Raw genomic sequence first — 23,171 nt, 5'->3', positions numbered from 1 at the left:
GAGGCAGCACCCCATGCCCCCCTTCGACGTCCCCGAGGGCGACCCCTTCGGTCCGCACAACCTTCCCTATGGCGTGTTCTCGCCCTCCGGCAGCACGGAACGGAGGGTCGGCGTCCGGCTCGGTGAGCACGTCCTCGACGCGGGCGCCGCGGCCGCCGCCCTCGGCTCGCCCTACGTCTCCCTGCTCGCGCAGCCCACCCTCACCCCCCTCCTGGCCGCCGGGCGCACCGCCTGGTCGGACGTGCGGCGGGCGCTGACGGCCTGGGTCACGGTGCCCTCGCACCGGACGACGATCGAACCGCTGTTCCACCACCTGTCGGAGGTGACGCTGCACCTGCCCTTCGAGGTCGCCGACTACGTCGACTTCTACGCCTCCGAGAACCACGCCCGGAACGTCGGCCACATCTTCCGGCCCGACGCCGAGGACTCGCTGACGCCCAACTGGAAGCACCTGCCGATCGGTTACCACGGCCGCTCCGGCACCGTGGTCGTCTCCGGCACCGACGTCGTACGGCCCTCCGGCCAGCGCAAGGGCCCCGGCGACCCGGCGCCCGTCTTCGGCCCGTCGGTCAGGCTGGACATCGAGGCCGAGGTCGGCTTCGTGGTGGGCGTGCCCTCGCGGCTGGGCGACCCGGTGGCGCTCGGCGACTTCCGGGAGCACGTCTTCGGCCTGTGCCTGCTCAACGACTGGTCGGCACGGGACATCCAGGCCTGGGAGTACGTCCCCCTCGGCCCGTTCCTCGGCAAGTCCTTCTCGACCTCGGTGTCGGCGTGGATCACCCCGCTGGAGGCCCTGGACCACGCGCGCGTGGCGCCCCCGGAGCGCACCCACGACCTGCTGCCCTACCTGGACGACTCGGCTCCCGGGATCGAGCCGGGCGGCTACGACCTGCGGATCTCCGTCGCGATCAACGGCCAGGTGGTGTCCGAGCCGCCGTTCTCCACCATGTACTGGACGGCCGCCCAGCAGCTCGCCCACATGACGGTGAACGGGGCCTCGCTGCGCACCGGTGACCTGTACGGCTCGGGCACGGTGAGCGGCCCGCTGGAGAACCAGCGCGGTTCGCTCCTGGAGCTGACCTGGAACGGCCGCGACCCGCTCGAACTCCCGGACGGCAAGCGGGCGTTCCTCGAGGACGGGGACGTCGTCACGATGTCCGCGTGGGCACCGGGCGCGGACGGCACCCGGGTCGGCCTGGGCGAGGTCACCGGACGGGTCGTGTCGAGGTGAGCCCCGCCCCGTAGCGGGCGCCGGCAGGAGGCGGCGGTGCGCGGTGTCGGTACGAGGCGCCGGTACCAGGGGATTCGGTGCCGGACACCTGACTCGTGGCCCCTGTCCCCGTCATACTGGCGGGGACACGCACCACGTGACGCGCCGGCCGGTGTGTCGGCACCGCACCACCCGCCCCGCACGCCTCTCCGACCAGGAACCGGAGCCCCGGCATGACCGTCTGCCTGCTCCTGCTGAGCGTCGTCGCCCTGACGGCCGCCGTGCCGGCACCCCGCGCGCTGACCCGGGCGGCCTGGACCGAGCGGGAACCCGTGGTCGCGCTGTGGGTGTGGCAGTGCCTGGTCGCCACGGTGCTGCTGTGCTGTCTCACCGCGCTGGTGCTGGGCGCGGCGGCCGTCTTCCACACCGTCCGCGACCGCGTGTTCGCCCCCGCGCCGCCGGCGGTGACCGCCGCCTACGACCTCTCCGCGGCCCCGGTCTGGGCCGTCGCCCTGACCGTGCTGCTGGCCTGCGGGGCGGCCTGGACGACGGCGATGCTGACCCGGGAGCTGGCCGAGGTCCGCCGGCGCCGGGGCCGGACCCGGGCGCACCTGCGTGAGCGGGCGCCCGACCTGCCCGGGGGGCTGCCCGCGGCGCGCGGCCCGATGCTGGTGCTGGAGGACGAGTACCCGGACGCGTGGTGGATGCCCGGACACCCCGCGCAGCTCGTGGTGACCACCGGGGCGCTGCACCGCCTCACCGACCACCAGCTGGACGCCGTCCTCACCCACGAGCGCGGCCACGCCCGCGCCCACCACGACTGGCTGCTCCACCTGTCCACCGCGCTCGCCACCGGCTTCCCGCGCGTCCCGCTCTTCGCCCACTTCTGCGACCAGACGCACCGGCTGGTCGAACTGGCCGCCGACGACACGGCCTCCCGCCGCTGCGGTCACCTGACCACCGCCCTGGCCCTGATCGAGCTGAACCAGCACCGGGGCGTCCTGTCCTGCGCCTCCAGCCGGCGCCTCCTCGGCGAGCGGGTGGACCGCCTGCTGCAGCCGCCGCCCCGGCTGCTGCGCCGCCACCGGGCCCTGACGACGACGGTGGCGGCCCTGGTGCCGCTGCTGCCGCTGCTGATCACCTTCGCCCCGGGGCTGACGGCACTGACCTAGCCTGTACGGCCCCGGGCTCGGCCGTGCCGGGGCGCGCCCGGGGGCTACATCCAGTCGTCCGGCTCCGGCTCGTGCGGCTCGTCCTGCGGTTCGGGCCACTCGTCCGCCGGGTCCGGGTCCGCCGCGGACTGCGGCGCGGCGGCGGCCGGTGCCTGGCCGTCCAGCGAGTTCAGCACCGCGAGCACGCCCTCGCCGTACGTCGCCAGCTTCTTCTCGCCGACGCCGTTGACCGTGCCCAGGTCGCGCACCGAGCCGGGGCTGCGGGCGACGATCTCCCGCAGGGTGGCGTCGTGGAAGATGACGTACGCCGGGACGCCCTGCTCCCGGGCCTGTTCGGCACGCCAGGCGCGCAGCGCCTCGAAGGCGGGGAGCAGCTCGTCGGGCAGTTCGGCAGCGGCGGCCTTGGCCTTGCGCTCGCCCCGGCCGGAGGACGAGCCCGACCGGGAGGCGGTCGGCCGCTTCGGCTCCTTGCGCAGCGGCACCTCCCGCTCCCGGCGCAGCACCGCACCGCTGGCCTCGGTGAGGGCCAGCGTGCCGTACTCCCCCTCGACCGCGAGGAGTCCCTGTGCCAGCAGCTGCCGGATGACGCCCCGCCACTCGCCGTCGCTCAGGTCCTGGCCGATGCCGAAGACGGAGAGCTGGTCGTGGTCGAACTGGATCACCTTGGCGGTGCGCTTGCCGAGCAGGATGTCGACGATCTGCACGGCGCCGAACTTCTGCCCGCGCTCCCGCTGCAGCCGTACCACCGTCGACAGCGCCTTCTGCGCGGCGACCGTGCCGTCCCAGGTCTCCGGCGGGGTGAGGCAGGTGTCGCAGTTGCCGCATCCCGCGGCGGTGGCGTCCTGGCCGAAGTAGGCCAGGAGCTGGCCGCGCCGGCATCGGGCGGTCTCGCACAGGGCGAGCATGGCGTCGAGGTGGGAGGCGGCCCGGCGGCGGAACGCCTCGTCGCCCTCGCCGGACTGGATCAGCTTGCGCTGCTGGATCACGTCGTTGAGCCCGTAGGCCATCCAGGCCGTGGAGGGCAGGCCGTCACGCCCCGCGCGGCCTGTCTCCTGGTAGTAGCCCTCGATCGACTTGGGCAGGTCCAGGTGGGCGACGAACCGCACGTCCGGCTTGTCGATGCCCATGCCGAAGGCGATGGTCGCGACCACGACCAGGCCCTCCTCGCGCAGGAACCGCGACTGGTGGGCCGCGCGCGTGCCGGCGTCCAGGCCCGCGTGGTAGGGCACCGCCTCGATGCCGTTGGCGCTCAGGAACTCGGCGGTGCGCTCCACCGAGTTGCGGGAGAGGCAGTAGACGATCCCGGCGTCGCCCGCGTGCTCCTCCCTGAGGAAGGCGAGGAGCTGCTTCCTGGGGTCGGCCTTGGGCACGATCCGGTACTGGATGTTGGGCCGGTCGAAGCTGGCGACGAAGTGGCGGGCGGCCGGCAGGTTCAGCCGCTGGGTGATCTCCTGGTGCGTGGCGTCCGTGGCGGTGGCCGTGAGGGCGATCCGCGGGACGTCCGGCCAGCGCTCGCCGAGCAGGGAAAGAGTGAGGTAGTCGGGGCGGAAGTCGTGGCCCCACTGGGAGACACAGTGCGCCTCGTCGATCGCGAACAGGGAGATCTTGCCGCGCGAGAGCAGGCCGAGCGTGCTCTCCACCCGCAGCCGCTCCGGGGCCAGGTAGAGCAGGTCCAGCTCGCCCGCGAGGAACTCGGCCTCGACCATGCGCCGCTCGTCGAAGTCCTGCGTGGAGTTGATGAAGCCGGCCCGCACGCCGAGCGCGCGCAGGGCGTCCACCTGGTCCTGCATCAGCGCGATCAGCGGGGAGACCACCACGCCCGTGCCCGGTCTGACCAGGGCGGGAATCTGGTAGCACAGCGACTTGCCGCCACCGGTCGGCATGAGGACGACGGCGTCACCGCCCGCCACCACGTGCTCGATGACCGCCTGCTGCTCGCCGCGGAAGGTCTCGTACCCGAAGACCCGGTGCAGCGTGGCCAGCGCCTCGCTCGTGGTCGCGTCCGGTCCTTCGGTCGCCGCCTGCATCTCGCTGATCCCGCCCGTCGTGCTCATCGTCCGGTCCCCCGTGTCCTGTCTTCCCGTCCCCCGTGCGTCGTCGTCCCTCGACCGCTGCCTCCACGATAGGGGTCCGCGCCGACAGTGCCGGAAGTTGTCCACAGATGCGCATGGTTTGTCGTATCGGCCCATCGGGTGCGGTCCGGCGGTCGTCGCTGAACCGATCGGGTGCTTATCGGCAGCCGCCCATGGACCCATCGGGTGCTTCTGGAGGGCCGCCCGCCCCGGCACGGGAAAAGGCTGCTGGAGCGGGCCGGGAGGAGGCCCGCCCGCCGACGGATCACGTCGCGCGCCCCCCGAGGGGTGCGCGACTCCACCCGCGCCTGCCCCTAGGAGCCCCACCTCATGATCGCTCGTTTCGCAGGAGCCGCCCTCACCCTCGTCGCGGCCCTCGCCGTGCCCGCGTCCGCGCCCGCCCACGCCACCGGTCTCGACCCCGCCGTCGAACAGCAGCTCGGGGAGGCGTACGCGGCCACGGCGCGGTACGGCTACACGCCGTTCGCGGCCGCGGACGGCTACCGGGCCCGCGTCTGCCTGGCCCGCGCCCAGGGCGGCATGGGCTTCCACTACTTCAACGAGTCCCGCTTCGGCTCGCTGGACCCGAAGCGGCCCGCCGCGCTGCTCTACGAGGACGCCGGGCACGGCGAGCGCCGGCTCATCGGCGTGGAGTGGGTCATCCCGGTCAAGGGCAAGAACATGAAGCGGCCCCGGCTGTTCGGGCAGGACTTCCAGGGCCCGATGCCCGGCCACTACCCGGGCATGCCCACCCACTACGACCTGCACGTGTGGCTGTACAAGAAGAACCCCAGCGGCCTCTTCGCGCAGTGGAACCCGCGGGTGACGTGCCCCGCCTCGGCCGCCCCGGGCATGTCGGGCATGAAGCAAACGAACGAAGCCGACAAAACGAACGGCATGGACGACATGCAGGGAATGAAGGGCATGAAGGGCATGGCGGGTCGCTGACGTGCGACGGCCCCGGTTCCTCACCGGGAGGAACCGGGGCCGCGGGACAGCACCTCAGCGCACGAAGACTCCCGCCTGGCTCGCCAGGTTCAGGAAGTACTGCGGCGCCACACCGAGCACCACCGTCACCGCCACACCCACGCCGATCGCCGTCATGGTGAGCGGCGACGGCACGGCAACCGTCGGGCCCTCGGGCCGCGGCTCGCTGAAGAACATCAGCACGATCACCCGGATGTAGAAGAACGCGGCGATCGCGGAGGAGATCACACCGATCACGACCAGTGGGGCCGCGCCGCCGTCCGCCGCCGCCTTGAACACGGCGAACTTCCCGGAGAAGCCGGAGGTCAGCGGGATACCGGCGAAGGCCAGCAGGAACACCGCGAACACGGCCGCCACCAGCGGTGAGCGGCGGCCGAGCCCGGCCCACTTGGACAGGTGGGTCGCCTCGCCGCCCGCGTCGCGCACCAGCGTGACCACGGCGAAGGCGCCGATCGTCACGAACGAGTACCCGGCCAGGTAGAAGAGGACGGACGACACGCCGTCCTTCGACGTCGCGATGACACCCGCGAGGATGAAGCCGGCGTGCGCGATGGACGAGTACGCCAGCAGCCGCTTGATGTCGGTCTGCGTGATCGCGACGATCGCACCGCCCAGCATGGTGATGACCGCCACCCCCCACATGACCGGCCGCCAGTCCCAGCGCATGCCCGGCAGGACGACGTACAGCAGGCGGAGCAGCGCGCCGAACGCCGCGACCTTCGTCGCCGCCGCCATGAAGCCGGTCACCGGGGTCGGCGCGCCCTGGTAGACGTCGGGCGTCCACATGTGGAACGGCACCGCGCCCACCTTGAACAGCAGGCCCATGACGACCAGCGCGGTGCCGATGAGCAGCAGCGCGTCGTTGCCCATGGTGTTGGCGAGCGCCGGATCGACGTTGGAGACGGTCCCGTCGACGACCTGCGCGATGCGCCCGTACGACACCGAGCCCGCGTAGCCGTACAGCAGGGCGATGCCGAACAGGGTGAACGCGGAGGCGAACGCGCCGAGCAGGAAGTACTTGACCGCGGCCTCCTGCGACATGAGCCGCTTGCGGCGGGCCAGCGCGCACAGCAGGTACAGCGGCAGGGAGAAGACCTCGAGGGCCACGAACAGCGTCAGCAGGTCGTTGGCCGAGGGGAACACCAGCATGCCGCCGATCGCGAAGAGCAGCAGCGGGAAGACCTCGGTCGTGGTGAACCCGGCCTTCACGGCGGCCTTCTCGCTGTCGCTGCCCGGCACCGACGCGGCCTGCGCGGCGAAGGAGTCGACCCGGTTGCCGTGCGCCTCGGGGTCGAGGCGCCGCTCGGCGAACGTGAACAGGGCGACCAGACCGGCCAGCAGGATCGTGCCCTGCAGGAACAGGGACGGCCCGTCGACCGCGATCGCGCCCATGGCCGCGATGTGCGCCTTGGTGGTGCCGTACCCGTCGGCCGCCAGCGCGACGACCGCGGCGAACGCGGCGCAGAGCGCCACGACGGACACGAACACCTGGGCGTAGTAACGGGATCTCCGCGGGACGAAGGCCTCGACGAGGACCCCGACCAGCGCCGCGCCGATGACGATCAGGGTCGGCGACAGCTGCCCGTACTCGATCTTCGGCGCCGGGATCTTCGAGATCGGGTCGGCCGCGGTTGTCCACAGGCTGTGGACGGCTGTTGCGCTCACTTGGCCGCCTCCACCGAGGGCTTGGGGTCGGTCTTGTGTACGTCGGACATGGTCTGCTTGACCGCCGGGTTGACGATGTCCGTGACGGGCTTCGGGTAGACGCCCAGGAAGATCAGCAGCACGATCAGCGGCGCGACGACCACCAGCTCGCGCGCCCGGAGGTCGGGCATCGCCGAGACCTCGGGCTTCACCGGGCCCGTCATCGTCCGCTGGTACAGCACGAGGGTGTACAGCGCGGCGAGGACGATGCCGAAGGTGGCGATGATGCCGATGGCCGGGTAGCGCGTGAACGTGCCGACCAGGACCAGGAACTCGCTCACGAACGGGGCGAGTCCGGGCAGGGAGAGGGTGGCGAGGCCGCCGATCAGGAAGGTGCCGGCGAGCACCGGGGCGACCTTCTGGACACCGCCGTAGTCGGCGATGAGCCGCGATCCCCGCCGGGAGATCAGGAAGCCCGCGACCAGCATCAGGGCGGCCGTGGAGATGCCGTGGTTGACCATGTAGAGCGTGGCGCCGGACTGGCCCTGGGTGGTCATCGCGAAGATGCCCAGGATGATGAACCCGAAGTGCGAGACCGACGCGTAGGCCACCAGCCGCTTGATGTCCCGCTGGCCGACCGCGAGCAGCGCCCCGTAGATGATGCTGATGAGCGCCAGCACGAGGATGACCGGTGTCGCCCACCGGCTGGCGTCCGGGAACAGCTGGAGGCAGTAGCGGAGCATCGCGAAGGTGCCCACCTTGTCCACGACCGCCGTGATGAGCACGGCGACCGGGGCGGTGGACTCCTGCATCGCGTTGGGCAGCCAGGTGTGCAGCGGCCACAGCGGCGCCTTCACCGCGAAGGCGAAGAAGAAGCCGAGGAACAGCCAGCGTTCGGTGCTCGACGCCATGTGCAGCGAGCCGTTGGCGCGGGCCTGGACGATCTCCGTGAGCGAGAAGTTCCCCGCCACCACGTAGAGGCCGATCACCGCGGCCAGCATGATCAGGCCGCCGACGAGGTTGTAGAGCAGGAACTTCACCGCCGCGTACGACCGCTGCGTCGACGCCGCCTCCTCGCCGTGCTCGTGGGCACGGTCCCCGAAGCCGCCGATCAGGAAGTACATCGGGATGAGCATGGCTTCGAAGAAGATGTAGAAGAGGAAGACGTCGGTGGCCTCGAAGGAGATGATCACCATCGCCTCGACGGCCAGGATCAGCGCGAAGAAGCCCTGGGTGGGCCGCCAGCGCCGGCTGCCGGTCTCCAGCGGATCGGCGTCGTGCCAGCCGGCGAGGATCACGAAGGGGATCAGCAGCGCGGTCAGGGCGATCAGGGTGACGGCGATGCCGTCGACGCCCAGTTCGTACCTGACCCCGAAGTCCGCGATCCACGCGTGGGACTCGGTGAGCTGGTAGCGGGCTCCGCCCGGTTCGAAGCGGACCAGGACGGTGATCGCCAGCGCGAGGGTGGCGAGCGAGACCACCAGCGCCAGCCACTTGGCGGCGGTGCGGCTCTTGGCCGGCACGGCGGCCGTGGCGACCGCTCCGACGGCCGGGAGCGCCGCCGCCGCTGTCAGCAGGGGAAAGGACATCGGTATCAGACCGCCCTCATCAGCAGGGTCGCGGCGACGAGGAGTGCCGCACCGCCGAACATCGAGACCGCGTAGGAGCGGGCGAAGCCGTTCTGGACCCGGCGCAGCCGGCCGGACAGTCCGCCGAAGCCGGCCGCCGTGCCGTTGACGACGCCGTCGACCAGGGTGTGGTCGACGTAGACCAGGGAGCGCGTGAGGTGCTCGCCGCCGCGCACCAGGACGACGTGGTTGAAGTCGTCCTGGAGCAGGTCGCGCCGCGCCGCCCGGGTGAGCAGCGAGCCGCGCGGGGGCACGACCGGGACGGGCTTGCGGCCGTACTGGGCCCAGGCGATGGCGACGCCGACGACCAGGCAGACCAGGGTCGCGCCGGTCACCGTCATGGCGCTGACCGGGGAGTTGCCCTCGCTGTGGCCGGTGACCGGCTCCAGCCAGTGCAGGAAGCGGTCGCCGAGGTGGAAGAGGAAGCCGGCGAAGACCGAGCCGACGGCCAGCACGATCATGGGGATCGTCATGATCTTGGGCGACTCGTGCGGGTGCGGCTCGGCGTGCTCGCCGTGCTGCTCCGCCGCGGGCTCGGCGCTCGGCGCCTGCGGGGAACGGGTGGGCTGGTTCCGCCAGCGCTCCTCGCCGAAGAACGTCATCAGCATCACGCGCGTCATGTAGAAGGCCGTGATGGCCGCGCCCAGCAGGGCCACGCTCCCGAGGATCCAGCCCTGGGTGCCACCCTTGGCGAAGGCCGCCTCGATGATGGCGTCCTTGGAGTAGAAGCCGGACAGGAACGGGAAGCCGATGATGGCGAGGTAGCCGAGGCCGAAGGTGGCGAAGGTGATCGGCATGTACTTGCGCAGGCCGCCGTACTTGCGCATGTCGACCTCGTCGTTCATGCCGTGCATGACGGAACCGGCGCCGAGGAACAGCCCGGCCTTGAAGAAGCCGTGCGTGACCAGGTGCATGATCGCGAAGACGTAGCCGATGGGGCCGAGGCCCGCGGCCAGCACCATGTAGCCGATCTGCGACATGGTCGAGCCGGCCAGCGCCTTCTTGATGTCGTCCTTGGCGCAACCGACGATCGCACCGAACAGCAGCGTGACCGCGCCGACGACGGTGACGGCGAGCTGCGCGTCGGGAGCCGCGTTGAAAATGGCGCCGGACCGGACGATCAGGTAGACGCCGGCGGTCACCATCGTGGCGGCGTGGATCAGGGCCGACACCGGGGTGGGGCCCTCCATGGCGTCCCCGAGCCAGGACTGCAGCGGCACCTGGGCCGACTTGCCGCAGGCGGCCAGGAGCAGCATCAGGCCGATCGCGGTGAGCCTGCCCTCGGAGGCGTCACCGGTGTGGCTGAGGACCGGGCCGAAGGCGAAGGTGCCGAAGGTGGTGAACATCAGCATGATCGCGATGGACAGGCCCATGTCGCCGACCCGGTTGACCAGGAAGGCCTTCTTCGCCGCCGTGGCGGCGCTGGGCTTGTGCTGCCAGAAGCCGATCAGCAGGTAGGAGGCGAGACCGACGCCCTCCCAGCCGACGTACAGCAGCAGGTAGTTGTCGGCGAGGACGAGCAGCAGCATCGCCGCGAGGAACAGGTTCAGGTAGCCGAAGAAGCGGCGGCGCCGCTCGTCGTGCTCCATGTACCCGACCGAGTAGAGGTGGATGAGCGAGCCGACGCCGGTGATCAGCAGGACGAACGTCATCGACAGCTGGTCGAGGCGGAAGGTGACGTCCGCCTGGAAGCTGCCGACCGAGATCCACGTCCACAGGTGCTGGGTCAGCGTGCGGTGTTCGGCGTTCCTGCCGAGCAGGTCGGCGAAGAGGATCAGGCCGAACACGAAGGACGTGGCCGACAGGAGCGTGCCGATCCAGTGGCCGACGGCGTCCAGCCGCCGGCCGCCGGTCAGGAGGACGGCCGCTCCGAGCAGGGGCGCCGCGATGAGCAGCGCGATCAGGTTCTCCACGATTCTTCCGACCCCTTACAGCTTCATCAGGCTGGCGTCGTCGACCGAGGCCGAGTGGCGGGTGCGGAACAGCGACACGATGATCGCGAGGCCCACCACGACCTCCGCGGCGGCGACGACCATCGTGAAGAAGGCGATGATCTGGCCGTCGAGGTTGCCGTGCATCCGGGAGAAGACGACGAACGCGAGGTTGCAGGCGTTGAGCATCAGCTCGACGCACATGAACACGACGATCGCGTTGCGCCTGATCAGCACCCCGGTCGCGCCGACGGTGAACAGCAGGGCCGCGAGATAGAGGTAGTTGACCGGGTTCACTTCGACGCCTCCTCGGACCGCTTGAACGTCGTCGGCACGATCGCGGTCCGCTCCAGGCGCTCCTCGGCGCGCTGTTCCAGGGCCCGCAGGTCGTTGAGCGCCTCGGTGGACACGTCGCGGATCTGGCCGCGCTCGCGCAGCGTCTTGCTGACGGTCAGCTCCGACGGCGTGCCGTCGGGCAGCAGGCCGGCGATGTCCACGGCGTTGTGCCGGGCGTAGACGCCGGGGGCCGGCAGCGGCGGAATGTGCTTGCCCTCGCGGATGCGCTGCTCGGACAGCTCGCGCTGGGTCCTGGCCCGCTCGGTGCGCTCGCGGTGGGTGAGCACCATGGCGCCGACGGCGGCCGTGATCAGCAGGGCGCCGGTGATCTCGAAGGCGAAGACGTACTTGGTGAAGATGAGGGACGCGAGCCCCTCCACGTTGCCGTTCGCGTTCGCCTGGCCGGTGCCGTCGAACTGCGTCAGGGAAGCGTGCCCGATGCCCGCGAACAGCAGGACGCCGAAGCCGACCCCGCACAGCAGGGCCAGCCAGCGCTGGCCCTTGATGGTCTCCTTGAGCGAGTCCGCGGCCGTGACGCCGACGAGCATCACCACGAACAGGAACAGCATCATGATCGCGCCGGTGTAGACGACGATCTGGACGATGCCGAGGAAGTAGGCGCCGTTGGCGAGGTAGAACACCGCCAGGATGATCATGGTTCCGGCGAGGCTGAGCGCGCTGTGCACGGCCTTCTTCATGAAGACGGTGCCGAGGGCGCCCAGCACCGCGACGGTGCCGAGGATCCAGAACTGGAAGGCCTCACCGGTGGACGTGGTGTAGGCGGCGGCGAGTTGCTGCGCGCTCATCGGCCTGTCACCTCCCGCGAGGCGGGTTCCTGCGCGCCGGTGGTGGCCGCGGCCTCCTCGGGCTCCTCGCCCTTGGACACGGCGACCTGCCGCACGGTCCCCGGCGCCGCCTCGCTCACCAGGCCCCGGTAGTAGTCCTGTTCGTCGGTGCCCGGGAAGATCGCGTGGGGCGTGTCGACCATGCCGTCCTCGAGACCGGCGAGCAGCTGCTCCTTGGTGTAGATGAGGTTGGCGCGGCTGGAGTCGGCCAGTTCGAACTCGTTGGTCATCGTCAGCGCGCGCGTGGGGCACGCCTCGATGCACAGCCCGCACAGGATGCAGCGGGCGTAGTTGATCTGGTAGACGCGGCCGTAGCGCTCGCCCGGGGAGTAGCGCTCCTCCTCGGTGTTGTCGGCGCCCTCCACGTAGATGGCGTCGGCGGGGCAGGCCCAGGCGCACAGCTCGCAGCCGACGCACTTCTCCAGGCCGTCCGGATGGCGGTTGAGCTGGTGCCGTCCGTGGAACCGCGGAGCCGTGGTCTTGTGCTGCTCCGGGTACTGCTCGGTCAGCCGCTTCTTGAACATGGCCTTGAAGGTCACGCCGAAGCCGGCCACCGGGTTCTGGAAGCCGGGCTTCGTCTGCCCGGACTCCTTCGGCTCCTCAGCCATCGGACGCCTCCTTTCCATCCGTTGATCCGTCACTGACAGTGTCCGGTCCGCCACTGACAATCAGCTCGCCGTCGCGGCGCGAGCGGCGCCTGGGCACCGGGGGCAACTCCTGTCCGGGCAGCGGCGGTACGGGGAACCCGCCCGCCATCGGGTCGAACCCGGCCGGTCCGGCGGCGGCCGGCTGCTCGGCCCCCTTGCCGCCCTTCTCGCCCCTGTCGCGGAAGATGTCGGCGACGAAGGAGAGCAGCAGCAGGGCGAGGACGCCCCCGCCGACGTAGAGGGCGATGTCGGCGAAGTCGTAGTGCTCGTTGCGCAGCACCCGTACGGTCGCGACGAGCATCAGCCAGACCACCGAGACCGGGATGAGGACCTTCCAGCCGAGCTTCATCAGCTGGTCGTAGCGGACGCGTGGGAGCGTGCCGCGCAGCCAGATGAAGAAGAACAGCAGCAGCTGGACCTTGATGACGAACCAGAGCAGCGGCCACCAGCCGTGGTTCGCGCCCGCCCAGACGCCGCTGATGGGCCAGGGGGCGCGCCAGCCGCCGAGGAACAGGGTGGTCGACACGGCCGAGACGGTCACCATGTTCACGTACTCGGCGAGCATGAACATCGCGAACTTGATGGACGAGTACTCGGTGTTGAAGCCGCCGACGAGGTCGCCCTCGGACTCCGGCATGTCGAAGGGGGCGCGGTTGGTCTCGCCGACCATCGTGACGATGTAGAGGATGAACGAGACCGGCAGCAGCAGGATGTACCAGCGGTCCTGCTGCTGCTGCACGATCGTGGACGTCGACATCGACCCGGAGTAAAGGAACACCGAGGCGAACGCGGCGCCCATGGCGATCTCGTAGGAGATCATCTGGGCGCACGAACGCAGCCCGCCGAGCAGCGGGTAGGTGGAGCCGGAGCTCCAGCCCGCCAGCACGATGCCGTAGATGCCGACCGAGGCGACCGCGAGGATGTAGAGCATCGCGATCGGCAGGTCGGTGAGCTGCATCGAGGTCCGGGTGCCGAAGACCGAGATCTCGTTGTCGGCCGGCCCGAAGGGGATCACCGCGATCGCCATGAAGGCCGGGATGGCCGCGACGATCGGCGCGAGGACGTAGACCACCTTGTCCGCGCGCTTGACGATGAGGTCTTCCTTGAGCATCAGCTTCACGCCGTCGGCGAGCGACTGGAGCATGCCCCAGGGGCCGTGCCGGTTGGGGCCGATGCGCAGCTGCATCCAGGCGACGACCTTGCGCTCCCAGACGATCGAGAAGAGCACGGTCACCATCAGGAAGGCGAAGCAGAAGACCGCCTTGACCACGACCAGCCACCAGGGGTCGCGGCCGAACATCGAGAGGTCTTCAGCGGCGAGGTACGGGCTCATGCCTCCACCTCCTCGGGGGCTTCTTCGGCACGTGCCGCCGGGCCGATGCGGACGAGGGAGCCGGGAGTGGCCCCGGTGTCGGAGGCGATGCCGCCGCCGACGGAGTTCAGCGGGAGCCAGACCACCCGGTCGGGCATGTCGGTGATCCGCAGCGGGAGTCCGACCGTGCCCCGGGGGCCGGTGACGGTCAGGACCTCGCCGTCCGCGACGCCCGCCTCGGCGGCCGTGGCGGACGACAGCCGGGCGTGGGCGGCGTGCCGGGTACCGGCGAGCGCCTCGTCGCCCTCCTGCAGGACGCCCTGGTCGAGCAGCAGCCGGTGGCCGGCGAGCACGGCCTCACCGGCGGCCGGACGCGGCAGCGCCCTGGCGAACTCCCTGGGCTCGGAGGCCCGCGGGCCGTCCCAGGCGCCGAGCCGGTCGATCTCCGCGCGCGTGGTGCGCAGATCGGGCAGGCCCAGGTGGACGTCCATGGCGTCGGCCAGCATCTGCAGCACCCGCGTGTCGGTCGGAGCGAGGCGGCGGGTCATCTGCTCGGGCTTCAGGGCGGCGTCGAAGAAGCGCACCCTGCCCTCCCAGTTCAGGAAGGTGCCGGGCTTCTCGGCGACCGCGGCGACCGGCAGGACGACGTCGGCGCGTTCGGTGACCTCGCTGGGCCGCAGTTCCAGCGACACCAGGAAGCCGACGCTGTCGAGCGCCTCACGCGCGCGTGCCGGGTCGGGCAGGTCGGCCGGCTCCACGCCGGCGACCACGAGGGCCGAGAGTTCGCCGGTGGCGGCGGCCTCGATGATCTGGTGGGTGTCGCGGCCGTAGCGCGCGGGCAGTTCGGCCAGCCCCCAGACGGCGGCGACCTCCTCCCGCGCGCGCGGGTCGGTCGCCGGGCGGCCGCCCGGCAGCAGCGACGGCAGCGCGCCCACCTCGACGGCGCCGCGCTCACCGGCCCGCCGAGGGATCCACACGAGCCGGGCGCCGGTCGCGACGGCGGCGCGTACGGCGGCGGTGAGCCCGCCGGCGACCGCGGCGAGCCGCTCCCCCACCACGATCACGGCACCCTCGGCGCGCAGCGCCTGCGCGGCGGCCGTGCCGGAGTCCTCCAGGCCGACGCCGCTCGCGAGGGCGTCCAGCCACTCGGTCTCGGTGCCGGGAGCGGCCGGCAGCAGGGTGCCGCCCGCCTTCTCCAGGCCTCGGGTGGCATGCGTGGCGAGGGCGTAGACCCGCTGCTTGTGCCGCCGCCAGGCCTTGCGCAGCCGCAGGAAGACGCCGGGCGCCTCCTCCTCCGACTCGAACCCGACGAGCAGGACGGCGGGCGCCTTCTCCAGGGAGGTGTACGTGACACCCGTGCCGTCGAGGTCACGGCCCCGGCCGGCCACCCGGGACGCCAGGAAGTCGGCCTCCTCGCCGCTGTGCACGCGCGCGCGGAAGTCGATGTCGTTGGTGTCGAGCGCCACGCGCGCGAACTTGCTGTACGCGTAGGCGTCCTCGACGGTCAGCCGGCCGCCGGTGAGGACACCGGCCCGGGACCGGGCGGCGGTCAGTCCGCGCGCGGCCACCTCCAGCGCCTCGGGCCAGGAGGCGGCCTCCAGGACGCCCTCGGCGTTGCGCACCAGGGGGACGTCGAGGCGGTCCTTGAGCTGTGCGTACCGGAACGCGAAGCGTCCCTTGTCGCACATCCACTCCTCGTTGACCTCGGGGTCGTTGGCCGCGAGCCGCCGCATGACCTTGCCACGCCGGTGGTCGGTGCGGGTGGCGCAGCCGCCGGAGCAGTGCTCGCACACCGACGGCGAGGAGACCAGGTCGAAGGGGCGGGAGCGGAAGCGGTAGGCGGCCGAGGTGAGGGCGCCGACCGGGCAGATCTGGATGGTGTTCCCGGAGAAGTACGACTCGAACGGGTCGCCTTCGCCGGTGCCGACCTGCTGGAGCGCGCCCCGCTCGACCAGCTCGATCATCGGGTCGCCCGCGACCTGGTTGGAGAACCGGGTGCAGCGGGCGCACAGCACGCACCGCTCGCGGTCGAGCAGCACCTGCGTAGAGATGGGGACCGGCTTCTCGTAGGTCCGCTTGCGGCCGTCGAAGCGGGACTCCGCCTGGCCGTGCGACATGGCCTGGTTCTGCAGCGGGCACTCGCCGCCCTTGTCGCAGACCGGGCAGTCCAGCGGGTGGTTGATGAGCAGCAGCTCCATCACGCCGTGCTGGGCCTTCTCGGCCACGGGGGACGTGAGGTGGGTCTTCACCACCATCCCGTCCGTGCAGGTGATGGTGCAGGACGCCATCGGCTTGCGCTGGCCCTCGACCTCGACGATGCACTGGCGGCAGGCGCCGGCCGGGTCCAGGAGGGGGTGGTCGCAGAAGCGCGGGATCTCGATGCCGAGCTGCTCGGCGGCCCGGATGACCAGGGTGCCCTTGGGCACGCTGATCTCGGCGCCGTCGATCGTCAGCGTGACGAGGTCTTCCGGCGGGACCGCCGCCTCTCCTCCTCCGGAGGGAGCGCTGGTGGTCACAGTCATGCGTTCACCTCCGTGCGGTGGTCGGCCCAGGCCGTGGACTTGGCCGGGTCGAAGGGGCAGCCACGGCCCGTGATGTGCTGCTCGTACTCCTCGCGGAAGTACTTCAGCGAGGAGAAGATCGGCGAGGCGGCGCCGTCGCCGAGGGCGCAGAACGACTTGCCGTTGATGTTGTCGGCGATGTCGTTCAGCTTGTCGAGGTCACTCATGACGCCCTTGCCGGCCTCGATGTCGCGCAGCAACTGCACGAGCCAGTAGGTGCCCTCGCGGCAGGGCGTGCACTTGCCGCAGGACTCGTGGGCGTAGAACTCGGTCCAGCGGGTGACGGCGCGCACGACGCAGGTCGTCTCGTCGAAGCACTGCAGGGCCTTGGTGCCGAGCATGGAGCCGGCGGCGCCGACGCCCTCGTAGTCCAGCGGGACGTCGAGGTGCTCGTCGGTGAACATCGGGGTCGAGGAGCCGCCCGGGGTCCAGAACTTGAGGCGGTGCCCGGTGCGCATCCCGCCGCTCATGTCGAGGAGCTGGCGGAGGGTGATGCCGAGCGGGGCCTCGTACTGGCCGGGGCTGGCGACGTGGCCGCTGAGCGAGTAGAGCGTGAAGCCCGGGGACTTCTCGCTGCCCATGGACCTGAACCAGTCTTTCCCGTTCTTCAGGATGGCGGGAACCGACGCGATCGACTCGACGTTGTTCACCACAGTCGGGCAGGCATAGAGCCCTTCGACGGCAGGGAAGGGAGGACGCAGCCGCGGCTGGCCACGGCGGCCTTCGAGCGAGTCGAGCAGTGCGGTCTCCTCACCGCAGATGTACGCGCCGGCGCCGGCGTGCACGGTGAGTTCCAGGTCGAGTCCGCTGCCCAGGATGTTCTCGCCGAGGTAGCCCGCCGCGTAGGCCTCGCGCACCGCCTCGTGCAGCCGCCGCAGGACGGGGACGACCTCGCCCCGCAGATAGATGAAGGCATGCGACGACCTGATGGCGTAACACGCGATGACGATGCCCTCGATGAGGCTGTGCGGGTTCGCGAAGAGGAGCGGGATGTCCTTGCAGGTCCCGGGCTCCGACTCGTCGGCGTTGACAACAAGATAGTGCGGCTTTCCGTCTCCCTGCGGGATGAACTGCCACTTCATCCCGGTCGGGAACCCCGCGCCGCCGCGGCCGCGCAGCCCGGACTCCTTGACGTAGGCGATCAGGTCGTCCGGGGACATGGCGAGCGCCTTGCGGAGCCCCTCGTACCCCTCGTGCCTGCGGTAGACGTCCAGGCTCCAGGACCGGTCCTCGTCCCAGAAGGCCGACAGCACGGGTGCGAGCAGCTTCTCCGGGCTCGTGTCCTTGACCTCGGGTACCACGGTCATCACTCCCCCTCCTCGGCGGCGGGCCCGGCCGGGTGGGCGGGGTCGGAGGCCGATGTGTCCTGCGGCGCGTCATGGGAGCTGAGGTGCTCGGCCGGGGACGGCTCGTGCGCCTTGCCCTGCGGCTCCTCGTGCGGGCCTCCGCGCGGGTGAACCACGCGCGCGGGTGCGGTCTCTCCCCTTGCCAGGCGGAGGCCCACCAGCGACGCCGGTCCCGCGCCGCCGCTCTCCTCGACGGCGCCGGGCCGCTCGTCGGGGAAGCCGGCCAGGATCCGCGCGGTCTCCTTGAAGGTGCACAGCCGCGCCCCGCGCGTGGGCTGGACGGGCCGTCCCTCGCGCAGGTCGTCGACCAGGCGCTTGGCGCTGCCGGGGGTCTGGTTGTCGAAGAACTCCCAGTTGACCATCACGACCGGCGCGAAGTCGCAGGCCGCGTTGCACTCGATGTGCTCCAGGGTGACCTTGCCGTCGGCGGTGGTCTCGCCGTTGCCGACGCCCAGGTGCTCCTGGAGGGTCTCGAAGATCGCGTCGCCACCCATCACCGCGCACAGGGTGTTGGTGCACACGCCGACCTGGTAGTCGCCGGACGGCCTGCGCCGGTACATGGTGTAGAAGGTGGCGACGGCGGTGACCTCGGCGGTGGTCAGGCCGAGCATCTCCGCGCAGAACCGCATGCCGGTGCGCGTGACGTGGCCCTCCTCCGACTGCACGAGGTGGAGCAGCGGCAGCAGGGCCGACCGGGAGTCCGGGTAGCGCGCGATGACCTCGCGCGCGTCCGTCTCCAGCCGGGTCCGGACGTCGTCCGGGTACGCGGGTGCGGGCAGTCCGGGCATGCCCAGGCTGACGCCCCGCTCCGAGGAACTGGTGGTCACCGGTCGACGCCTCCCATCACGGGGTCGATGGACGCGACGGCGACGATGACGTCGGCGACCTGGCCGCCCTCGCACATCGCCGCCATGGCCTGCAGGTTGGTGAAGGACGGGTCGCGGAAGTGGACCCGGAAGGGGCGGGTGCCGCCGTCGGAGACGGCATGGACCCCGAGCTCGCCCTTGGGCGACTCGACGGCCGCGTAGGCCTGTCCCGGCGGTACCCGGAAGCCCTCGGTGACCAGCTTGAAGTGGTGGATCAGGGCCTCCATGGAGGTGCCCATGATCTTCTTGATGTGGTCGAGGGAGTTGCCGAGCCCGTCCGGTCCCAGGGCGAGCTGGGCCGGCCAGGCGATCTTCTTGTCGGCGACCATGACCGGGCCGGGCTGGAGCCGGTCGAGGCACTGCTCGACGATCCCGAGCGACTGGCGCATCTCCTCCAGGCGGATCAGGAAGCGCCCGTAGGAGTCGCAGCTGTCGGCGGTCGGGACGTCGAAGTCGTACGTCTCGTAGTCGCAGTACGGCTGCGTCTTGCGCAGGTCGTGCGGCAGGCCGGTGGAGCGCAGGATCGGGCCGGTGGCGCCGAGGGCCATGCAGCCGGCCAGGTCGAGGTAGCCGACGTCCTGCATACGGGCCTTGAAGATGGGGTTCCCGGTGGCGAGCTTGTCGTACTCCGGGAGGTTCTTCTTCATCTTCTTCACGAACTCGCGGATCTGGTCCACCGCGCCGGGCGGCAGGTCCTGGGCGAGTCCGCCGGGCCGGATGTACGCGTGGTTCATCCTGAGGCCCGTGATGAGCTCGTAGATGTCGAGAATCATTTCACGATCACGGAATCCGTAGATCATGATCGTGGTGGCGCCCAGCTCCATGCCGCCGGTGGCGATGCACACCAGGTGCGAGGAGAGCCGGTTCAGCTCCATCAGGAGCACCCGGATGATCTTGGCGCGCTCGGTGATCTGGTCCTCGATGCCGAGGAGCTTCTCGACGGCGAGACAGTAGGCGGTCTCGTTGAAGAAGGACGTCAGGTAGTCCATGCGCGTCACGAACGTGGTGCCCTGCGTCCACGTGCGGAACTCGAGGTTCTTCTCGATGCCGGTGTGCAGGTAGCCGATGCCGCAGCGGGCCTCGGTGACCGTCTCGCCCTCGATCTCCAGGATCAGGCGGAGCACTCCATGGGTGGACGGGTGCTGGGGACCCATGTTGACGACGATGCGCTCGTCGTCGGCGCGGGCCGCGGACTGGACGACCTCGTCCCAGTCGCCACCGGTGACCGTGTAGACGGTGCCCTCGGTGGTCTCGCGCGCCGATGCTGACTCTGTGCTCACGAGTACGACCTCCGCTGGTCCGGAGCCGGGATCTGGGCGCCCTTGTACTCGACGGGGATGCCGCCGAGGGGGTAGTCCTTGCGCTGCGGGTGGCCCTGCCAGTCGTCCGGCATCATGATCCGCGTCAGGGCCGGATGACCGTCGAAGACGATTCCGAAGAAGTCGTACGTCTCGCGCTCGTGCCAGTCGTTCGTCGGGTAGACGGGGACCAGCGACGGGATGCGCGGGTCGCTGTCCGGGGCGCTGACCTCGAGCCGTACGAGCCGGTTGTGGGTGATCGAGCGCAGGTGGTAGACGGCGTGCAGCTCGCGACCCTTGTCGTGCGGGTAGTGGACGCCACTGACGCCCGTGCACAGCTCGAAGCGCAGGGCGGGGTCGTCGCGCAGGGTGCGGGCGACGCGGACCAGGTGCTCGCGCTCGATGTGGAAGGTGATCTCGCCGCGGTCGACGACCGTCTTCTCGATGGCGTTGCCGGGGAGCAGTCCCTGCTCCTCCAGGGCGCCCTCCAGCTCGTCGGCGACCTCGTCGAACCAGCCGCCGTAGGGCCGGGCCGCGGGTCCGGGGAGGCGGACCGAGCGGACCAGTCCGCCGTAGCCGGAGGTGTCGCCGCCGTTGTCGGCGCCGAACATGCCGCGCTGGACGCGGATCTCCTCGCCGCCCTGGCCGCGCTGGCCGGGGAGGTTGGAGGCGGCGAGGTCCTTCTCGGGGTTCACCCCGTCCGCGGACCCGCCCGCGCCGTTGGTGCCGTTCGCGTCGCTCACCGCAGCAGCCCCTTCATCTCGATCGTGGGCAGGGCCTTGAGCGCCGCCTCCTCCGCCTCGCGGGCCGCTTCCTCGGCGTTCACGCCGAGCTTGGAGGACTGGATCTTCTGGTGGAGCTTGAGGATCGCGTCCATCAGCATCTCGGGCCGGGGCGGGCAGCCGGGCAGATAGATGTCGACCGGGACGATGTGGTCGACGCCCTGGACGATCGCGTAGTTGTTGAACATGCCGCCCGAGGAGGCGCAGACGCCCATGGAGATCACCCACTTCGGGGCCGGCATCTGGTCGTAGACCTGCCTGAGCACCGGCGCCATCTTCTGGCTGACCCGGCCGGCGACGATCATCAGGTCCGCCTGGCGCGGCGAGCCGCGGAAGACCTCCATGCCGAAGCGCGCGAGGTCGTAGCGTCCGGCGCCGGTGGTCATCATCTCGATGGCGCAGCAGGCCAGGCCGAACGTGGCCGGGAAGACGGACGCCTTGCGCACCCAGCCCGCGGCCTGCTCGACGGTGGTGAGCAGGAAGCCGCTCGGCAGCTTTTCTTCGAGTCCCATGTCTCTAAAGGCCCCTCAGTCCCATTCCAGGCCGCCGCGCCGCCATACGTACGCGTACGCGACGAAGACGGTGAGCACGAAGAGCAGCATCTCCACGAGCCCGAAAACACCCAGGGCGTCGAAGGTGACGGCCCAGGGGTAGAGGAAGACGATCTCGATGTCGAAGACGATGAAGAGCATCGCCGTCAGGTAGTACTTGATGGGGAAGCGCCCGCCGCCGGCCGGCGTGGGGGTCGGCTCGATGCCGCACTCGTAGGCCTCGAGTTTGGCCCGGTTGTACCGCTTCGGACCGATCAGCGTGGCCATGACCACGGAGAAGATCGCAAAGCCTGCCCCGAGGGCTCCCAGTACGAGGATGGGCGCATACGCGTTCACCGCTCCTCGCTCCTCTCAGTCGGCGCTGACTGCTGGCGGTTGCACTGGGCTCACGTCCGCCCCACCGGCCCCTCGCACCACGCCCGTTCCGGGCGAAGATCGAGAACATGTGAAGCAGGTCACAAGCCCAACTGCCTCGCATCTTATGCCTGCCGCTCTGTGATCTGCGACACGGGGTATTACACAAGCTTTGTGATCTCCACCACCTGACGAAGGATCATGAAGTCGGATGATGGGTGATCTTCGTACGCGAAGCGTTCAGCTGATCACCAGAAGTGACATTTTCGCTCGTCATCGCAGGCCAGAGGGGGCGTCTCCATATCAAGAGAGTTCCGTTGCATGCAAATTGGTGTTGGGCGGTGCCTCCTGATAGAGAGCCGCGTTCACACGTCAGGGGGAGGTTCGGGGCGCGATGTGGACGGGGTGCGGACGCGTGCACGCGTTCACGAACTGCCGGGCGCGCGAGACGCAGTCCTCCGGGGGACCGTTCCGTGACCTCCGCCACATCCATGAGAGTCGTCTGAGAACGGGGCTTGGCCATCCACCCCAACCGATGGTAGGCGCGGGGCAATTCGGACTTAATGATCAAAGACCGTGATCAAGGGCTTGATCGCGTGGGTCCGCAATGTCCGTTACGGCGTCAATAAAGAGCGACACGCCCGGGTTTTCTGGCCTCGATTGAGTAACTGTGGCGCACCACACGTTTCTTGAAGATATGAAGGAGCCCCTGGTACCGGTTGTTCCCATGTCCCACACCGCTCACATACGCAGCCACCGGAAGCCCCGCCGCAGCGCGTCCACCATCGCGATGCGGGCGGGAGTTGCCGGTGGCGTTCTCGGCACCCTGGCAGTAGCCGGGGCGGCCGGCTCGGCGAACGCCGCCGAGCCCGTGACGCAGACCCTCGAACTGCCCACCCTGACGGCCGACCTGGCCGCTCAGGTCGCCCAGTCCGCTGACGCCACGCAGCAGGCCGCCGCCAACTACCAGCTGCAGGCCGAGCGTGACGCGGCCGCCGCAAATGCCGCCAAGCAGGCCAAGTCGGACCTGGCGGACGCGAAGCAGAAGGCGGCGGAGGCCAAGAAGAAGGCCCAGGAGGCCGCCCGGAAGGCCGCCGCGGCGCGCGCCTCGCGCAACGCGGAGCGGACGACGCTCTCCACCACGGCGGGCACCGACGTCTCGACCTCCACGTCCACCAGCACGTCCACGGCCACCGGTTCGGCCGCCGCCGTCGTGAACTTCGTGAAGGCGCAGATCGGCAAGGCGTACGTCTCCGGCGCCACCGGTCCCTCGGCCTACGACTGCTCCGGTCTGGTGCAGACGGCCTTCAAGCAGGTGGGCATCAGCCTGCCGCGCGTCTCCCAGGACCAGTCGACCGCCGGCACCCAGGTCTCGCTGAGCAACCTGCAGCCGGGCGACATCCTGTACTGGGGCAGCGCCGGCAGCGCGTACCACGTGGCGGTGTACGTGGGCGACGGCATGTTCGTCGGCGCGCAGAACCCGTCCAGCGGCGTCGGGGAGCACCCGCTGTCGTACGACCCGCCGACCGGCGCCGTGCGGGTGCTCTGAGCATCCGGGACGCCGTCTCACGCACGTAGGGCCGCAGCCGCTCGGGGGCAGCGGCCCTTCGGCGTACCCGCGCCGCCCTC

General features: G+C 70.5%; 19 protein-coding genes. 4 read left to right on the top strand and 15 right to left on the bottom strand.

Translation table 11 applies throughout. The features are described from left to right. The first annotated feature begins 13 nt into the window (after positions 1-13). Together fahA and PV343_RS15530 are read left to right on the top strand one after the other, a co-directional pair. The gene (fahA, locus tag PV343_RS15535) at positions 14-1,231 is read left to right on the top strand and encodes a fumarylacetoacetase (protein ID WP_319147496.1); all 1,218 of its coding nucleotides are present in this window, start codon (positions 14-16) and stop codon (positions 1,229-1,231) included. Between the two features lie 212 nt (positions 1,232-1,443). Then, positions 1,444-2,382, top strand: a complete 939-nt coding sequence (locus PV343_RS15530; protein ID WP_319147495.1) for a M56 family metallopeptidase — start codon at positions 1,444-1,446, stop codon at positions 2,380-2,382. A gap of 44 nt (positions 2,383-2,426) precedes the next feature. Here the strand turns inward: PV343_RS15530 and recQ are convergent, their stop codons facing one another. Further along, positions 2,427-4,436, bottom strand: a complete 2,010-nt coding sequence (recQ, locus tag PV343_RS15525) for a DNA helicase RecQ (RefSeq protein ID WP_388238252.1) — start codon at positions 4,434-4,436, stop codon at positions 2,427-2,429. 348 nt (positions 4,437-4,784) lie between these two features. Here recQ and PV343_RS15520 point away from each other — a divergent pair, with 348 nt between their 5' ends. Continuing rightward, positions 4,785-5,402, top strand: a complete 618-nt coding sequence (locus PV343_RS15520) for a hypothetical protein (protein WP_319147494.1) — start codon at positions 4,785-4,787, stop codon at positions 5,400-5,402. A 54-nt stretch (positions 5,403-5,456) separates the two neighbouring features. Here the strand turns inward: PV343_RS15520 and nuoN are convergent, their stop codons facing one another. The 14 genes from nuoN to PV343_RS15450 are packed head-to-tail and all read right to left on the bottom strand — an operon-like array spanning position 5,457 to position 21,524. Then, positions 5,457-7,106, bottom strand: coding sequence for an NADH-quinone oxidoreductase subunit NuoN (gene nuoN, locus PV343_RS15515; RefSeq protein WP_319147493.1), 1,650 nt, complete (start codon positions 7,104-7,106; stop codon positions 5,457-5,459). Then, on the bottom strand, positions 7,103-8,674 hold the full coding sequence (locus PV343_RS15510) for an NADH-quinone oxidoreductase subunit M (RefSeq protein ID WP_319147492.1): 1,572 nt from the start codon (positions 8,672-8,674) through the stop codon (positions 7,103-7,105). Before PV343_RS15510 ends, nuoN begins: the two co-directional genes overlap by 4 nt. A gap of 5 nt (positions 8,675-8,679) precedes the next feature. After that, on the bottom strand, positions 8,680-10,626 hold the full coding sequence (gene nuoL / locus PV343_RS15505; RefSeq protein WP_319147491.1) for an NADH-quinone oxidoreductase subunit L: 1,947 nt from the start codon (positions 10,624-10,626) through the stop codon (positions 8,680-8,682). A gap of 15 nt (positions 10,627-10,641) precedes the next feature. Beyond that, positions 10,642-10,941: an NADH-quinone oxidoreductase subunit NuoK gene (nuoK, locus tag PV343_RS15500; RefSeq protein WP_020941573.1), complete on the bottom strand. Its 300-nt coding sequence runs from the start codon at positions 10,939-10,941 to the stop codon at positions 10,642-10,644. Next, entirely contained in the window at positions 10,938-11,786 is an 849-nt protein-coding gene (locus tag PV343_RS15495; protein ID WP_319147490.1) for an NADH-quinone oxidoreductase subunit J, read from the bottom strand. The genes nuoK and PV343_RS15495 overlap by 4 nt, the downstream gene beginning before the upstream one ends. Beyond that, on the bottom strand, positions 11,783-12,433 hold the full coding sequence (gene nuoI, locus PV343_RS15490; RefSeq protein WP_319147489.1) for an NADH-quinone oxidoreductase subunit NuoI: 651 nt from the start codon (positions 12,431-12,433) through the stop codon (positions 11,783-11,785). The genes PV343_RS15495 and nuoI overlap by 4 nt, the downstream gene beginning before the upstream one ends. Beyond that, a complete protein-coding gene (gene nuoH, locus PV343_RS15485; protein WP_319147488.1) occupies positions 12,426-13,805 on the bottom strand; it encodes an NADH-quinone oxidoreductase subunit NuoH in 1,380 nt (459 codons plus the stop codon). Before nuoH ends, nuoI begins: the two co-directional genes overlap by 8 nt. Then, complete coding sequence (locus tag PV343_RS15480; RefSeq protein WP_319147487.1) at positions 13,802-16,306, bottom strand: NADH-quinone oxidoreductase subunit G; 2,505 nt, start codon at positions 16,304-16,306, stop codon at positions 13,802-13,804. The genes nuoH and PV343_RS15480 overlap by 4 nt, the downstream gene beginning before the upstream one ends. Further along, positions 16,303-17,652 carry an NADH-quinone oxidoreductase subunit NuoF gene (nuoF, locus tag PV343_RS15475; protein WP_387954336.1) on the bottom strand — a complete coding sequence of 450 codons (1,350 nt, stop codon included), beginning with the start codon at positions 17,650-17,652 and terminating at the stop codon, positions 16,303-16,305. Before nuoF ends, PV343_RS15480 begins: the two co-directional genes overlap by 4 nt. Next, positions 17,652-18,518, bottom strand: a complete 867-nt coding sequence (nuoE, locus tag PV343_RS15470) for an NADH-quinone oxidoreductase subunit NuoE (RefSeq protein ID WP_319147485.1) — start codon at positions 18,516-18,518, stop codon at positions 17,652-17,654. The genes nuoF and nuoE overlap by 1 nt, the downstream gene beginning before the upstream one ends. Further along, a complete protein-coding gene (locus PV343_RS15465; RefSeq protein ID WP_319147484.1) occupies positions 18,515-19,837 on the bottom strand; it encodes an NADH-quinone oxidoreductase subunit D in 1,323 nt (440 codons plus the stop codon). Before PV343_RS15465 ends, nuoE begins: the two co-directional genes overlap by 4 nt. After that, on the bottom strand, positions 19,834-20,598 hold the full coding sequence (locus PV343_RS15460) for an NADH-quinone oxidoreductase subunit C (protein ID WP_319147483.1): 765 nt from the start codon (positions 20,596-20,598) through the stop codon (positions 19,834-19,836). The genes PV343_RS15465 and PV343_RS15460 overlap by 4 nt, the downstream gene beginning before the upstream one ends. Then, positions 20,595-21,149, bottom strand: coding sequence for a NuoB/complex I 20 kDa subunit family protein (locus PV343_RS15455; RefSeq protein WP_020941564.1), 555 nt, complete (start codon positions 21,147-21,149; stop codon positions 20,595-20,597). Before PV343_RS15455 ends, PV343_RS15460 begins: the two co-directional genes overlap by 4 nt. A gap of 15 nt (positions 21,150-21,164) precedes the next feature. Beyond that, positions 21,165-21,524 (bottom strand): NADH-quinone oxidoreductase subunit A, encoded by a 360-nt coding sequence (locus tag PV343_RS15450; protein ID WP_007383963.1) that lies wholly within the window; start codon positions 21,522-21,524, stop codon positions 21,165-21,167. Between the two features lie 745 nt (positions 21,525-22,269). On the opposite strand from PV343_RS15450, the gene PV343_RS15445 reads away from it, so the two are divergent. Beyond that, positions 22,270-23,091: a C40 family peptidase gene (locus tag PV343_RS15445; protein ID WP_319147482.1), complete on the top strand. Its 822-nt coding sequence runs from the start codon at positions 22,270-22,272 to the stop codon at positions 23,089-23,091. Positions 23,092-23,171 lie beyond the last annotated feature (80 nt).

The organism is Streptomyces sp. WI03-4A (assembly GCF_033792105.1).
GTDB lineage: Bacteria > Actinomycetota > Actinomycetes > Streptomycetales > Streptomycetaceae > Streptomyces > Streptomyces collinus_A.
This window is presented reverse-complemented; position numbering and strand designations above follow the sequence as displayed.

What these genes read in the sequence shown, in the direction of transcription:
- fahA (WP_319147496.1), top strand. Translation starts at nt 14, where the DNA reads ATGCCCCCCTTCGACGTCCCCGAGGGCGACCCCTTCGGTCCGCACAAC.
- PV343_RS15530 (WP_319147495.1), top strand. Translation starts at nt 1,444, where the DNA reads ATGACCGTCTGCCTGCTCCTGCTGAGCGTCGTCGCCCTGACGGCCGCC.
- recQ (WP_388238252.1), bottom strand. Translation starts at nt 4,436, where the DNA reads ATGAGCACGACGGGCGGGATCAGCGAGATGCAGGCGGCGACCGAAGGA.
- PV343_RS15520 (WP_319147494.1), top strand. Translation starts at nt 4,785, where the DNA reads ATGATCGCTCGTTTCGCAGGAGCCGCCCTCACCCTCGTCGCGGCCCTC.
- PV343_RS15510 (WP_319147492.1), bottom strand. Translation starts at nt 8,674, where the DNA reads ATGTCCTTTCCCCTGCTGACAGCGGCGGCGGCGCTCCCGGCCGTCGGA.
- PV343_RS15495 (WP_319147490.1), bottom strand. Translation starts at nt 11,786, where the DNA reads ATGAGCGCGCAGCAACTCGCCGCCGCCTACACCACGTCCACCGGTGAG.
- nuoI (WP_319147489.1), bottom strand. Translation starts at nt 12,433, where the DNA reads ATGGCTGAGGAGCCGAAGGAGTCCGGGCAGACGAAGCCCGGCTTCCAG.
- nuoH (WP_319147488.1), bottom strand. Translation starts at nt 13,805, where the DNA reads ATGAGCCCGTACCTCGCCGCTGAAGACCTCTCGATGTTCGGCCGCGAC.
- PV343_RS15480 (WP_319147487.1), bottom strand. Translation starts at nt 16,306, where the DNA reads ATGACTGTGACCACCAGCGCTCCCTCCGGAGGAGGAGAGGCGGCGGTC.
- nuoF (WP_387954336.1), bottom strand. Translation starts at nt 17,652, where the DNA reads ATGACCGTGGTACCCGAGGTCAAGGACACGAGCCCGGAGAAGCTGCTC.
- PV343_RS15455 (WP_020941564.1), bottom strand. Translation starts at nt 21,149, where the DNA reads ATGGGACTCGAAGAAAAGCTGCCGAGCGGCTTCCTGCTCACCACCGTC.
- PV343_RS15445 (WP_319147482.1), top strand. Translation starts at nt 22,270, where the DNA reads ATGTCCCACACCGCTCACATACGCAGCCACCGGAAGCCCCGCCGCAGC.